The following is a 12227-nucleotide window of genomic DNA, read 5'->3' as shown; positions in this document are numbered from 1 at the left end:
AAGAGCGTCGATCGCAGCCGGTTTTGCCTTGACCCTGCACCGCCATCTGTCCTTGATACCCGACACTTTGAAAAAGGAGACACATGATGTCGGTCGATACTGCGCCGCGCTCAACCACTTGGACCTATGTCGACGGGGACTGGATTGCCGGCAATCCGCCGCTGATCGGGCCGACCTCGCATGCCATGTGGCTCGGCACCAGCGTGTTCGACGGCGCCCGCTGGTTCGACGGCATCGCGCCGGATCTCGACCTGCACTGCCAGCGGATCAACCGCTCCGCCGCCGCGCTCGGCCTGAAACCGACACGGACGGCCGAGGAAATCGCCCGGCTGGCGCTCGAGGGCGTGGCAAAATTCGACGGCAAGACCGCGATCTACATCAAGCCGATGTACTGGGCCGAGCACGGCATGCCCTATTCGGTGGTCGCCGCCGATCCCGATTCCACCCGCTTCGCGCTCTGCCTGTTCGAGGCGGCGATGAACACGGCAAAGCCTTCGTCGCTGACCGTCTCGCCGTTCCGCCGGCCCTCGGCCGAAGTGGCGATGACCAGTGCCAAGACCGGCAGCCTCTATCCCAATTCCGGCCGCATGCTGGTCGAGGCCCATGGCCGCGGTTTCGACAATGCGCTGGCGCTCGACCTGAACGGCAATGTCGCGGAAACCGCGACCTCCAATGTGTTCATGGTCAAGGACGGGGTGGTGATGACGCCGGTGCCGAACGGTACCTTCCTGTCGGGCATCACCCGTTCCAGGATCATCGGCCTGTTGCGCCAGGCAGGCTTCGAGGTGCGCGAGCTGTCGCTGACGGTCGCCGACTTCAAGGCAGCCGACGAGATCTTCATGACCGGCAACTATTCCAAGGTGGCGCCGGTCGTCCGCTTCGAGGAGGTCAACCTGCAGGAGGGCCCGATCGCCCGCAAGGCGCTGGAACTCTACATGGACTGGGCCAGGGGCGGCAACGACGCCTGATCGACCGGTTCCGGCCGGGGACCAGCGACCAGAATCGCTCAGCCGGTCTTTGCCGACCGGCGCAGGCTCCGCTGCGGTTTGCACTCTATGCCGACGATATCGGCATAGTCGCCGATCTCCTGCGGTCGTCCGATCAGGAAGCCCTGAATGTTCTGGCAATGCTCGCCGGCCAGAAAGGCGCGCTGCTCCTCGGTTTCGACACCTTCCGCGACAATCGGCACGTCGAGGCCGCGCCCGAGGCCGATCACGGCCCGCACGATCGCATCGGTCAGGTGGTCCGTGTTCAACCGGCTGATGAAGGACCGGTCGATCTTCAGCGTGTCGAAGGGGAAGGACTGCAGGTAGGAGAGCGAGGAATAGCCGGTGCCGAAATCGTCCATGGCGATGTGCACGCCGAGTTTCTTCAGGCTGCGCAGGGTCTGCAGGGCGCGGGCGAAATCCTTCACCAGCACGTTTTCGGTGATCTCCAGCTCAAGGCGCTCCGGCGAGAGACCGGTTTCCATCAGGATCTGCAGGACGGTGGTGGAAAGGTCGTCGTGCCGGAACTGCACCGGGGAGAGATTGACCGAGATCTGCAAGGGCGCCGCCCAGGTCACCGCATTGCGGCAGGCGGTGCGCAGCACCCATTCGCCGATTTCGAGGATCAGGCCGCATTCCTCGGCAATCGGGATGAAGACATTCGGCGACAGCAGGCCTCTGGTCGGGTGACGCCAGCGGATCAGCGCCTCGAAGCCGTAGATCTCGCCGGTGATGCGGGCCTGCGGCTGATAGTAAAGCTCCAGTTCGTCGCAATCGATTGCGCGCTGCAGGTCGTGCTGCAGCATGCGCTGGTCGTGAATGCGCTCGTCCATCTCCGGCTCGAACATCCGGACCATGCCGCGCCCCTCCGCCTTGGCGCGGTAGAGAGCCGCGTCGGCCGCCGCCAGCAGTGCACCGCGGTCCATGCCGTTCTGCGGAAAGATCGAGATGCCGATGGACAGGCCGACTTTCAGCTGGCGGCCTTCGAACAGCACCGGTTCGCGGGCAGCCTCGAGCAGCCGGTGGGCCAGCATTTCGGCCGCTTCCGGCTGGTTGTCGCTGGGCGACAGGAAGCAGAATTCGTCGCCGCCGAGCCGTGCCGCAATGTCGTCCTCACCCCGGCAGGCGAGGAAACGCCGCGAGATCTCGCTCAGCACCGCGTCGCCGGCGGCATGGCCGAAGACGTCGTTGATGTCCTTGAACCGGTCGACATCGACCAGCAGGAGACCGAGTTTGGCATGGCAGGCGCGGGCATTCTCGATCCGGTTGTCGAGCATCGCGTTGAGGCTCGCGCGGTTGGGCAGTTCGGTCAGTGTGTCGTGGTTTGCCAGAAACGTGATCCGCGCTTCGGCATGTACCTGTTCGGTGATGTCCTTCTGCATCGTCAGGATCAGGTCGTCGCCGAGCAGGCGGTCATGCACGGCGAGCATCCGGTTGCCGACCTCGTTTCGCGCCTTGAATTCGCCGTCGCGCTTCAGCGTCTCGACCAGCCGCTCGAAAAAGGCGGCCGGATCGCTCTTCCAGTCCGAGAAGGCACCATTGGCAATCAGCTTGGCGAAGGTGATGTCCGCCTCCCAGCGCTCCCCGACGTCATAGAGTTCGCGGAAATGACGGTTGAGCAGTACGGGACGACCATCGAGCCAGAACAGCCCGACGGCAAGCGGCAGGCTTTCGATGGTCAGTTCGAGAGCGGCAAGGCGATCCCGGCCATTTGCGATTTCAAACTTGGTTTTCCTGCTCGCTGTCATGGGCACCTGCTTCCGGCATGGTGGCCATTATAGTTAGTCTTCACTAATGAAACCTATACGGGAGCGTCGGGATGGCGTGCCTTTTCGCAACAGGGCAGGGGGCCACGGACCGGACCCGGCCGCAATGCCTGCCGGATGACCTAGTCATCCGCCGCGGCCTTGCGCCCGCCGAGCAGGCCCCATTGCCGCAGGACGACGCCGTAGCAGACGAGCGTCATCAGCGCCATGGCGAACCAGGTGATGGCGTAGGAGAGATGCGAGTTGCGGAATTCGACCACCGTCAACCCGCCGCGCGGGAAAGCGTCCGGATCGCTGCCGAGCTCCTCGTCGATGAAATAGGGGGCGGCGGGCGCCAGGTCGAAGGCCTTGGTGATGGAGCCGATGTCGCGGCGGTACCAGGCCTTGTGTTCGGGGTCGTTGGCGCGGGAAAACAGCCAGCCCTTGTCCTCGGAGATGCGCAGCAGGCCCTTCACCGTGACCGCGCCGGTCGGCGGCGTGCGCTTGGCCGGATCCTTGAGTTCCTCCGGCACGAAGCCGCGGTTGATCATCACATAGGTGCCGTCGTCGCGCTTCAGCGGCGTCATCACCCAGTAGCCGGGGCCGAGCCTGGTGGGCACGTAGATCTGCACCTCGTCGGCGTTGACGAAGGTGCCGGTCACCGAGACATGCCGGTATTCGTCGCCCTCACGGGTGACACTCGCCCATGCGTCCTCGGCTGGAGCGGGGACGGCATCGGCGTGGACGCGCGCATCGACGCGGGCGATCAGGTCGAGCTTCCATTGCAGGCGCTCGATCTGCCAGATGCCGAGCCCGACGAACATGGCGGTCACCAGCGCGGCCAGGGCCGTGGCGACGAGGACGCGGGGGCGAAAGAAGGACGGCGCTTGCGTGGTCTGCATGGGTCTTGAGGCTCGTTCAAACAGCAACGGGCGCCGAGATGTCGGCGCCCGTCTTTGCAATCGGGTCTGAGAGAGGTCTTAGTTGCCGCTCTCGCCGCTCGGTGCGATCCCCTGGGCTTCCGGATCGGTCTGCATCATCTGCGAGGCATCGACATTGCCCATCGGCATCATGTGCTCGTTCATGTTGTGCATGACCCAGAGCGAGCCGGCAAGCACGATCAGAAGCACGATCAGCGCGAAGATCGACGCGGTGAGCGTCCAGCCTTCTTCCGAGGCGCTGTTCAGATGCAGGAAGTAGACCAGGTGAACGATGATCTGCACGGCGCCGAGGCCCATGATGATACCGATCATCATGGTCTTGGTGATTTCGACTTCGAAGATGATGAGGCCGAAGGGGATCAGGGTCAGCACGGCGGCGAGCGCGAAGCCCACCATCAGCTGGCTGAAGGTGCCGTGAGAGGCTGTGCTGTGGGTGCTGTGATCACTCATCGTACAATCGCCACCAGATAAACGAAGGAAAAGACGCCGATCCAGATCAGATCGAGGAAGTGCCAGAACATCGACAGGGTCGACAGGCGGCGCAGATTGGCTTCATGCAGACCGTATTTGGCGATCTGCACCATCAGCGTCACCAGCCAGATGCTGCCGGCGGTCACGTGCAGGCCGTGGGTGGCCACCAGCGTGAAGAAGGCCGACAGGAAGGCCGAGCGCGACGGGCCCGCGCCGATTTCCACCAGGTGGTGGAATTCGTAGATTTCCATGCCGAGGAAGCCCAGCGCCAGCACGCCCGAGACCGCCATCCAGGCGAGCACGGCCGACTGGCGGCGCTTGTCCATGGCCAGCATCGCCATGCCGAAGGTGACCGACGAGAACAGCAGCAGGGCCGTTTCGACGAGCACGAATTCCGGCTCGAACAGGTCGGCCGGGGCCGGCCCGCCCGCAAAATTGCGGCCGAGCACGGCATAGGCGGCGAACAGGCATCCGAAGATGATGCAGTCGCTCATCAGGTAGATCCAGAAGCCGATCGGGGTCGGGCTCGCCGGATGGTCGTGGTGGTCCGCGCCGTGATGTTCTACGGCCGCTTGCCTTTCGGATACGGCGACACTCATGCCGGCACCTCCTTGGTCCGTGTCTCATGGGCGACGATGTCGTCCACGGGGATGTAGAAATCCCGGTTGTAGTTGAAGGTGTGGGCAATCACGCTGCCGATGATCAGCAGGAAGGACAGGGCTGCCAGCCACCAGATGTACCAGATCATGGCAAAGCCGAAGACCAGGGCGAAGAAGGAGACGACGATACCCGCTGCCGTGCTTTTCGGCATGTGGATCGGGTGGAAGTCGGTCGACCACTTGAAGCCTTCCTGCTTCATCCGCCAGAACTCGTCGAGACCGCGCACATGGATCGTCTGCGGGAAGTTGTAGTCCGCAGGCGGCGATGTGGTCGCCCATTCGAGCGTGCGGCCACCCCAGGGGTCGTTGCCGCAGCGCAGCTGGTCGCGGTTCTTGATCGACACATAAAGCTGGATGAAGGTCGACAGGATACCGCACAGGATCATCAGTGCACCGCACAGGGCGACGATGAAGTAGATCTGCCAGCCGGTGTCCATATAGGTGTCGAGACGGCGGGTAACCCCCATCAGGCCGAGCGCATAGAGCGGCATGAAGGCGAAGTAGAAGCCGACGATCCAGAACCAGAAGGAGCGCTTGCCCCATTTTTCATCGAGCTTGTAGCCGAAGGCCTTCGGCCACCAGTACTGGATGGCCGCCATGACCGCGAAGACCACGCCGCCGATGATGACGTTGTGGAAGTGGGCGATCAGGAACAGCGAGTTGTGCAGCTGGAAATCGACCGGGGGAACGGCGAGCAGCACGCCGGTCATGCCGCCGATGGTAAACGTCACCAGGAAGCCCAGCGTCCAGTACATCGGCGTCTCCATGCGGACATTGCCCTTGTACATGGTGAACAGCCAGTTGAAGATCTTCGCCCCCGTCGGCACCGCGATGATCATCGTCGAGATACCGAAGAAGGTATTGACGCTGGCACCCGAACCCATGGTGAAGAAGTGGTGCAGCCATACGATGAACGACAGGACCATGATGCTGGCCGTGGCATAGACCATGGTGCGGTAGCCGAACAGCGGCTTGCCCGAGAAGGTGGCGACGATTTCGGAATAGACGCCGAAGCAGGGCAGGATCAGGATGTAGACTTCCGGGTGGCCCCAGATCCAGATCAGGTTCACATACATCATGGCGTTGCCGCCGAGATCGTTGGTGAAGAAGTGCATGCCGAGATAGCGGTCGAGGGTCAGCATCGCAAGCGTGGCCGTCAGCACCGGGAAGGCGGCGACGATCAGCACGTTCGTGCAGAGCGCGGTCCAGGTGAAGACCGGCATGCGCATCAGGGTCATGCCGGGTGCCCGCATCTTGAAGATCGTGGCAAGCATGTTGACGCCTGAGAGCGTGGTGCCGACACCGGCGATCTGCAATGACCACAGATAGTAGTCCATGCCGACACCGGTCGAATAGTCCGATCCCGACAGCGGCGGATAGGCCAGCCAGCCGACGCGGGCGAATTCACCGATGAACAGCGAGATGTTGATCAGGATCGCACCGGCCACCGTCATCCAGAACGAGAAGTTGTTCAGGAAGGGGAAGGCGACGTCGCGCGCACCGATCTGCAACGGCATGGCATAGTTCATCAGTCCGGTGATGACCGCCATGGCGAAGAAGAAGATCATGATCACGCCATGGGCGGTGAACACCTGATCGAAATGGTGCGGTGGCAGATAGCCCTGGGCGCCGCCGGCGGCGAGCGCCTGCTGGCCACGCATCATCAAGGCGTCGGCAAAGCCGCGCACGAGCATGACGAAGCCGAGCACCATGTACATGATGCCGATCTTCTTGTGGTCGATCGTGGTGAACCATTCCGACCAGAGATAGCCCCAGAGCCGGTAATAGGTCAGCAGGCTGAAGACGATCAGTCCGCCGATGGCGACGCCGGCAAAGGTGCCGACGAGGATTGGTTCATGATACGGGATGGCGGAGAGGTCCAGCCGCCCGAAAATGAGATGTTGCAAGCTATCATAGTTCATTTTTTGACAAGCCTTACTGTGTCGACACCGGGGCCGCGGCGGCGTTCAGCGCCACGTCCTTCGGAGTGAAGCTGCAAAGATCGGTGGCAAGCAGCTGGTTGAGCATCGAGATGCGCTCGGGCTCGCTGGCCTTGTCTCCGGTGGCGATCAGGTTGCCGTGACCGTCTTGCGTGCGGTTGTTGTCGTATTCGTAGAGTTTCTTGGTGTCGGTGCCCTTCAGGCCGCCGCCGCCGTTCATGTCCTGCATCATCATCTGGTCGACGCAGACCTTGCCTTCGGCAACGCACAGCCCGACGATCCGCGAGAACAGGTTCGGCATCACGGCATTGTAGTAGGAGACCGGTGCTGCGATCGACGGCTTGTCGAGTTCGATATAGCGGTCACGCGACAGTTCCTCGCCCTTCGCGCGGACCTTGTCGGCCCAGGCTGCGAAATCCGCCTCGTTCATGGCGTAGGTCTGGAAGTGCATGTCCGAATAGCCGGGGCCCGAATAGTTGGCCGAGCGGCCGTAGAACTCGCCGGTGTGGTCGGCGACCAGATGCAGTTTGGTTTCCATCGCCGGCATCGCATAGATCATGCCGCCGAGCGCCGGGATCGAGAACGCGTTCATCATCGAGGTTGCCGAGATGTCGAATTCGATCGGGCGGTTGGCCGGGATCGCCAGTTCGTTGACCGAGGCGATGTTGAGCTCCGGATAGATGAACAGCCACTTCCAGTCCATCGCCACGGCTTCGACCTTGAACGGCTTGCCCTCGACCTGGGTGAGCGGCTTATAGGGGTCGAGCGAGTGGGTGTAGATATAGGTCAGCCAGCCGAGCGCCAGGATGATCAGCACCGGGACGCCCCAGATGAAGACTTCGAGGATCGTCGAATGATCGAAGGAGGGATCGTATTCGGCGGTACCGGCCTTGCGGGTGGAGCGGTAGCGATAGGGGATATAGAGCGACATCGCGATCACCGGAATGATGATGATCAGCATCAGAAGCGTCGACCAGATCAGCAGGTCGCGCTGCTGGCCAGCGACCCAGCCCGACGGTTCGAGCAGCACATACTGGCAGCCTGACGTCAGCGATGCGGCGCCGAGGACCAGCGCCAGGCGCAAATTCCTGAAAGAGAACATGGTGTCTTCATGCCATACAGTTTCGATCCGCTTGCCCCCTTGAAACGGGTTGGCAGACCGAAGGTTCAACGGACGATGTCAGGGCGAAACCCGGGTTGGGAAGACCCGGCCGCATGGCATCGGTGAAAGGAAGACGCTTGAGGGCGTCGTCTTCGTGGGGCTTTTCAGCGCTTTTTTTGCCCGAAACGCTAGGGGGAAAATGTGTGGCAAATCGTCACGACAGAGAGGAATGGGGGCGCCAACAGCTCTGTCGCGCCGGCCGCAAGCCCCGGAAAACATGGGCAAAGCAGACGATCGTCAAGGATTGCGGCAGCCGTTTATCTGCCTTGACTGCGACACAATGATCCGCATCAAATCGCTGCATTGCAGCTATGCGCATATTGCAATGCAGCACCCATGGCGCGAGACGGCTGTCGCCATGCTCGCATATGGTTAGTCGACCGTTCCCGGCACCCGTTTGCCCAGCCATCCCGCCCCCTCTTTGATTCTGCCTTATCGACAGCCCGGTCTGCTTGGGCTAGAGCCGGGAGATGTCGGCGGCGTCGATGCCGCCTGGACAGATGCCCCTGACCGGGGACAGTGATTCCTGTTCCCCGAATGCCGGCCCGGATCGTGGCCCGAATACTGGAGAGTGATCTTGCGCGCCGTTGCCCTTCCCGAGGATGCCGTGCCCGACTGGGCCGCGATTGCGATCGTCATCGTCGGCGTGACGGCGTTTGCGGTCGCCCAGGGGCTGACCTATCCGCTGATCGCCATGCTGTTCGACAGCCGTGGCCTGTCCTCCAGCCTGGCGGGCCTGAATGCCGCCTGCTATGCCGCGGGGCTGGCGGTCTCGACGCTGATGCTCGGCCGGCTGATGAGCCTTCTGCGCGGCGACTGGCTGATCGTCGCAGCGTTGCTCGGGGTCTCCTTCGCGCTTTCGACCTTCGCCCTGTTCGACAGCCTTTCGGTCTGGTTTGTGGCGCGGTTCGTGCTCGGCTGTTCCGTCGGCATCATCTTCACCGTCAGCGAGGCCTGGCTGAACAGCGCCTGTCCCGACCGCCTGCGGGGCCGGGTGTCCGGCATCTACGGCGCGAGCCTTTGTGCCGGCTTTGCCGCCGGGCCGCTCGCCATTCCGTTTCTCGGGACCGAAAACGGCTTCGCCTTTGCCCTGACGGCCGTCTATGTGGCGCTGGTCGCCTTCGCCTCGGCGCTTCTCGGACGCTTCTCCCGCAGCAAGCCCGTGGCATCGGCGCCCGGCGGTATCGTCGCCTTTATTCGGCTGGCGCCGGTCCTGGCGCTGATGGTGCTGGTCTTCGGTTTTGCCGACATCGCCGCGATCTCGACCATGCCGGTCTACCTGCTGCAGCGCGGCTATTCGCAAAGCTTCGTCGCCTTCGTCGCCACCATGGTGGCACTGCCCACCGCGCTGACCCAGCCTCTGGTCGGCTGGCTGCTCGACACGGTGTCGCGGCCGGTGGTGGCGCTGATGGCAACGCTGGTCTGCGCGCTGGCCTTTCTGGTCCTGCCGTTGATCGGCTCGGAGATCGCGCTGCTGCTGACGGTCTCGGTGCTCGGGGCCGGTTGCTTCTCGCTTTATACCTGCGCCCTCACGCTGCTGGGCGAGCGTTTCAGTGGCGGCTTGCTGGTCGCCGGCAGCGCCGCCTACAGCCTGGTCTATGCCCTTGGCAGCGGCCTCGGCTCGGGCGCGACCGGCTGGATCCTCGACCTGTCGCTGACTGCCTGGCCACTCGCCATGGGCGCGATCCTGATGCTGTTTGCCATGGTCTTCGCCGTCACCCTGCGGCGCCCCGCCATCGTCGAGGGGAGGGGCGAATGAGCACACATCTCGCGCCCGTCGATTACGACTGCCAGGCCTGCGGTGCCTGCTGCGCCTATGACAGCGACTGGCCGCGCTTTTCGCTGGAGACCGATGCCGAGCTGGACGCCATCCCGGAAAACCTGGTGGCCGCCGGTCTCTGTGGCATGCGCTTCGAGGGCGGGCGCTGTGCAGCCCTTTCGGGCAAGCTCGGCGAACATGTCGCCTGCACCATCTACGCGCTGCGCCCGCTGGTCTGCCGCGAGTGCCAGCCGGGCGATCCCGAATGCATGGAGGCGCGCGCAGCGCTCGGCATCGGGCAGGGCACCGGCTGAGCCTGGCATTCCAAGGCCTGTTTGCCGTGCCTATTTGCCGTCGGGGATCGTCACCTGCAGTGCGTCCGCCTCGAAGCCCTGGCTGATCTCCGCCGTCTGCGCCGCCTTGTCGTAGACGCAGGCGAGGCTGAGCGGCTGGGCGGTGGGATCGCGCGACGTGCCGGTGATCACCGCGATGCCGTAATGGTCGGTGCCGAACGGATCGACGACAATCTTCGGCTGCGTCAGGCTGTCTGCGGCGGCGCCGAGGCAGGCCTTTTCGACACCGGCACGAAACGCGTCCCAGGCGTCCTGGGAAGAGGCGAGGGCGGGTGCCGCGCCGAGAGCCAGCATCACGGCTGAAAGGGCAAGGTTTCGCATGGCATGCTCCTGGTCGAACCTATTGAACGGATTTTCAAAATCCCTGACCCACCGATGCGGCAGGGGTTTGGCGGCGGCCGGATAAGTTTATGTCCGCACGGAACAAATTTGGCCCCGTGCTGGTTGCCTCCTCAAGGTTCCGGACCTATGTTCCGGACAACATTTCTTCCATTCCGTTTGCCGAAAGGAGATTACACCATGGCTTTCGAATTGCCCGAACTGCCCTACGCTTATGATGCTCTCGCCCCCTATATGTCGGCCGAGACGCTCGAGTTCCACCACGACAAGCACCACAATGCCTACGTGACCACGGGCAACAAGCTTGCGGCCGAAGCCGGCATGGGTGATCTCCCGGTCGAGGACGTGCTGAAGAAGGCGTATGGCAACAACCAGCCGCTGTTCAACAATGCCGCCCAGCATTACAACCACATCCATTTCTGGAAGTGGATGAAGAAGGACGGCGGCGGCACCAAGCTGCCGGGCGCGCTGGAAAGCGCCTTTGCCTCCGACCTCGGCGGCTATGACAAGTTCAAGGCCGATTTCGCCGCTGCCGGTGCCGGCCAGTTCGGCTCGGGCTGGGCCTGGGTTGCCGTCAAGGATGGCAAGCTCGAAATCATGAAGACCCCGAACGGCGAAAACCCGCTGGTTCACGGCGCGACCCCGATCCTCGGCGTCGACGTCTGGGAGCATTCCTACTACATCGACTATCGCAATGCGCGTCCGAAGTACCTGGAAGCCTTTGTCGACAGCCTGATCAACTGGGATTACGTCCTGGAAATGTACGAAGCCGCCACCAAGTAAGCGGCGCTTCGCTCATCGTTTCTTTACAAAAGCCCGGTGCCTGCCAAGGTGCCGGGCTTTTCCTTGTGCGGCAGAACCCGATCCGCCGCATCTGCCCTTGCGGATCGGTCGCGGCTTCGATCATCTTGTCCGACGACATGGAATGGGGGCGGACGGATCTTGCACGCGGACATGACCGACAGCGGCCGGCGGAACCTGGTCGGGATCACGCTGATGGGGGCGGGCGTTGCCTGCCTCTGCATCAATGATGCCATCGCCAAGACCTTGACGACGCATTATGCGCCGCTGCAGATCCTCTTCCTGCGCAACATTATCGCTCTGCCCTTTGCCCTTGCGATTGCCCGCATGCTCGGCGGGCCCGGCGCCCTGCGCTCGCATCGCCCGGCCGTGCATCTGCTGCGCGGGTTGATCTGGATCGGCGCGACCATCCTGTTCTTCAGCAGCCTGCGCTATCTGGGACTTGCCGAGGCGACCGCGCTCACTTTCGTCGCGCCGATGTTCATCACCGCGCTGTCGGCGCTGCTGTTGAAGGAGCATGTCGGCTGGCGGCGCTGGACGGCGGTGATCGTCGGCTTCCTCGGCGTGCTGGTGATCGTCCGGCCGAGTGCCGCGACCTTCCAGCCGGCCTCGCTGCTGTCGGTCGCGACGGCCCTTCTCTATGCGCTGCTGCTGATCAGCGCCCGGCTGGTCGACCGGCGGGAAAGCGTGTGGACGCTGCTTCTCTACCTGACCGGGGCCAGCGCATTGTTGAGCGCCTTCGTCGTGCCGTTCGTCTGGGTATCCCTGCGCGCCGAGGATCTCCTGCTGTTCGTCGCCATCGCGCTGTTCGGCACGGCCGGCATGACGATGATGACCCAGGCATTCCGGTTCGCCACCGCCGCGGTTGTCGCACCGCTGGACTATACCGCGCTCGTCTGGGCAACCGTGCTCGGCTTTCTGGTCTGGGGTGAACTGCCCGACCATGCCACCTGGCTCGGCGCCGCCATCATCATCGCAAGCGGAGTCTTCATCATTCTGCGCGAGCGACAGATGGCCAAGGCCGGCGGCATCAGCGGCTGAGCGGTCCACCTTGCCGTCTCGCCGAAACCG

12 protein-coding genes are annotated in these 12227 nt (G+C 63.3%); 5 read left to right on the top strand and 7 right to left on the bottom strand.

The annotated features are described in order from the left end of the window. Positions 1-86: 86 nt before the first annotated feature. Positions 87-968 carry a branched-chain amino acid aminotransferase gene (locus J2Z17_RS08090; protein WP_209943825.1) on the top strand — a complete coding sequence of 294 codons (882 nt, stop codon included), beginning with the start codon at positions 87-89 and terminating at the stop codon, positions 966-968. 38 nt (positions 969-1006) lie between these two features. Here J2Z17_RS08090 and J2Z17_RS08085 read toward each other — a convergent pair whose 3' ends face one another. The 6 genes from J2Z17_RS08085 to cyoA all read right to left on the bottom strand — a co-directional run bounded on the left by J2Z17_RS08085 (position 1007) and on the right by cyoA (position 7844). Beyond that, the gene (locus J2Z17_RS08085; RefSeq protein ID WP_209943824.1) at positions 1007-2734 is read right to left on the bottom strand and encodes a putative bifunctional diguanylate cyclase/phosphodiesterase; all 1728 of its coding nucleotides are present in this window, start codon (positions 2732-2734) and stop codon (positions 1007-1009) included. Between the two features lie 140 nt (positions 2735-2874). After that, on the bottom strand, positions 2875-3633 hold the full coding sequence (locus J2Z17_RS08080) for an SURF1 family protein (RefSeq protein ID WP_245223957.1): 759 nt from the start codon (positions 3631-3633) through the stop codon (positions 2875-2877). 78 nt (positions 3634-3711) lie between these two features. Then, positions 3712-4122: a cytochrome o ubiquinol oxidase subunit IV gene (gene cyoD / locus J2Z17_RS08075; protein ID WP_209943823.1), complete on the bottom strand. Its 411-nt coding sequence runs from the start codon at positions 4120-4122 to the stop codon at positions 3712-3714. Beyond that, a complete protein-coding gene (gene cyoC, locus J2Z17_RS08070; protein ID WP_209943822.1) occupies positions 4119-4742 on the bottom strand; it encodes a cytochrome o ubiquinol oxidase subunit III in 624 nt (207 codons plus the stop codon). Before cyoC ends, cyoD begins: the two co-directional genes overlap by 4 nt. Next, on the bottom strand, positions 4739-6724 hold the full coding sequence (cyoB, locus tag J2Z17_RS08065; RefSeq protein WP_209943821.1) for a cytochrome o ubiquinol oxidase subunit I: 1986 nt from the start codon (positions 6722-6724) through the stop codon (positions 4739-4741). The genes cyoC and cyoB overlap by 4 nt, the downstream gene beginning before the upstream one ends. A gap of 13 nt (positions 6725-6737) precedes the next feature. Continuing rightward, entirely contained in the window at positions 6738-7844 is a 1107-nt protein-coding gene (cyoA, locus tag J2Z17_RS08060; protein ID WP_209943820.1) for a ubiquinol oxidase subunit II, read from the bottom strand. 637 nt (positions 7845-8481) lie between these two features. On the opposite strand from cyoA, the gene J2Z17_RS08055 reads away from it, so the two are divergent. Both J2Z17_RS08055 and J2Z17_RS08050 read left to right on the top strand, forming a co-directional pair. Next, positions 8482-9663: an MFS transporter gene (locus J2Z17_RS08055; protein WP_209943819.1), complete on the top strand. Its 1182-nt coding sequence runs from the start codon at positions 8482-8484 to the stop codon at positions 9661-9663. Beyond that, positions 9660-9977, top strand: a complete 318-nt coding sequence (locus tag J2Z17_RS08050) for a YkgJ family cysteine cluster protein (protein WP_209943818.1) — start codon at positions 9660-9662, stop codon at positions 9975-9977. The genes J2Z17_RS08055 and J2Z17_RS08050 overlap by 4 nt, the downstream gene beginning before the upstream one ends. Before the next feature lie 30 nt (positions 9978-10007). On the opposite strand, the gene J2Z17_RS08045 is transcribed toward J2Z17_RS08050, so the two are convergent. Beyond that, positions 10008-10337 carry a hypothetical protein gene (locus J2Z17_RS08045; protein WP_209943817.1) on the bottom strand — a complete coding sequence of 110 codons (330 nt, stop codon included), beginning with the start codon at positions 10335-10337 and terminating at the stop codon, positions 10008-10010. Positions 10338-10535: 198 nt separating this feature from the next. Here J2Z17_RS08045 and J2Z17_RS08040 point away from each other — a divergent pair, with 198 nt between their 5' ends. Continuing rightward, a complete protein-coding gene (locus J2Z17_RS08040) occupies positions 10536-11138 on the top strand; it encodes a superoxide dismutase (protein ID WP_209943816.1) in 603 nt (200 codons plus the stop codon). A 171-nt stretch (positions 11139-11309) separates the two neighbouring features. Beyond that, on the top strand, positions 11310-12197 hold the full coding sequence (locus J2Z17_RS08035) for a DMT family transporter (protein WP_209943815.1): 888 nt from the start codon (positions 11310-11312) through the stop codon (positions 12195-12197). The last annotated feature ends 30 nt before the right edge of the window (positions 12198-12227 follow it).

The organism is Heterorhizobium halophytocola (assembly GCF_017873095.1).
GTDB lineage: Bacteria > Pseudomonadota > Alphaproteobacteria > Rhizobiales > Rhizobiaceae > Allorhizobium > Allorhizobium halophytocola.
The sequence above is the reverse complement of the archived record's forward strand: the minus strand, read 5'-3'. Positions and strand labels throughout refer to the sequence as shown.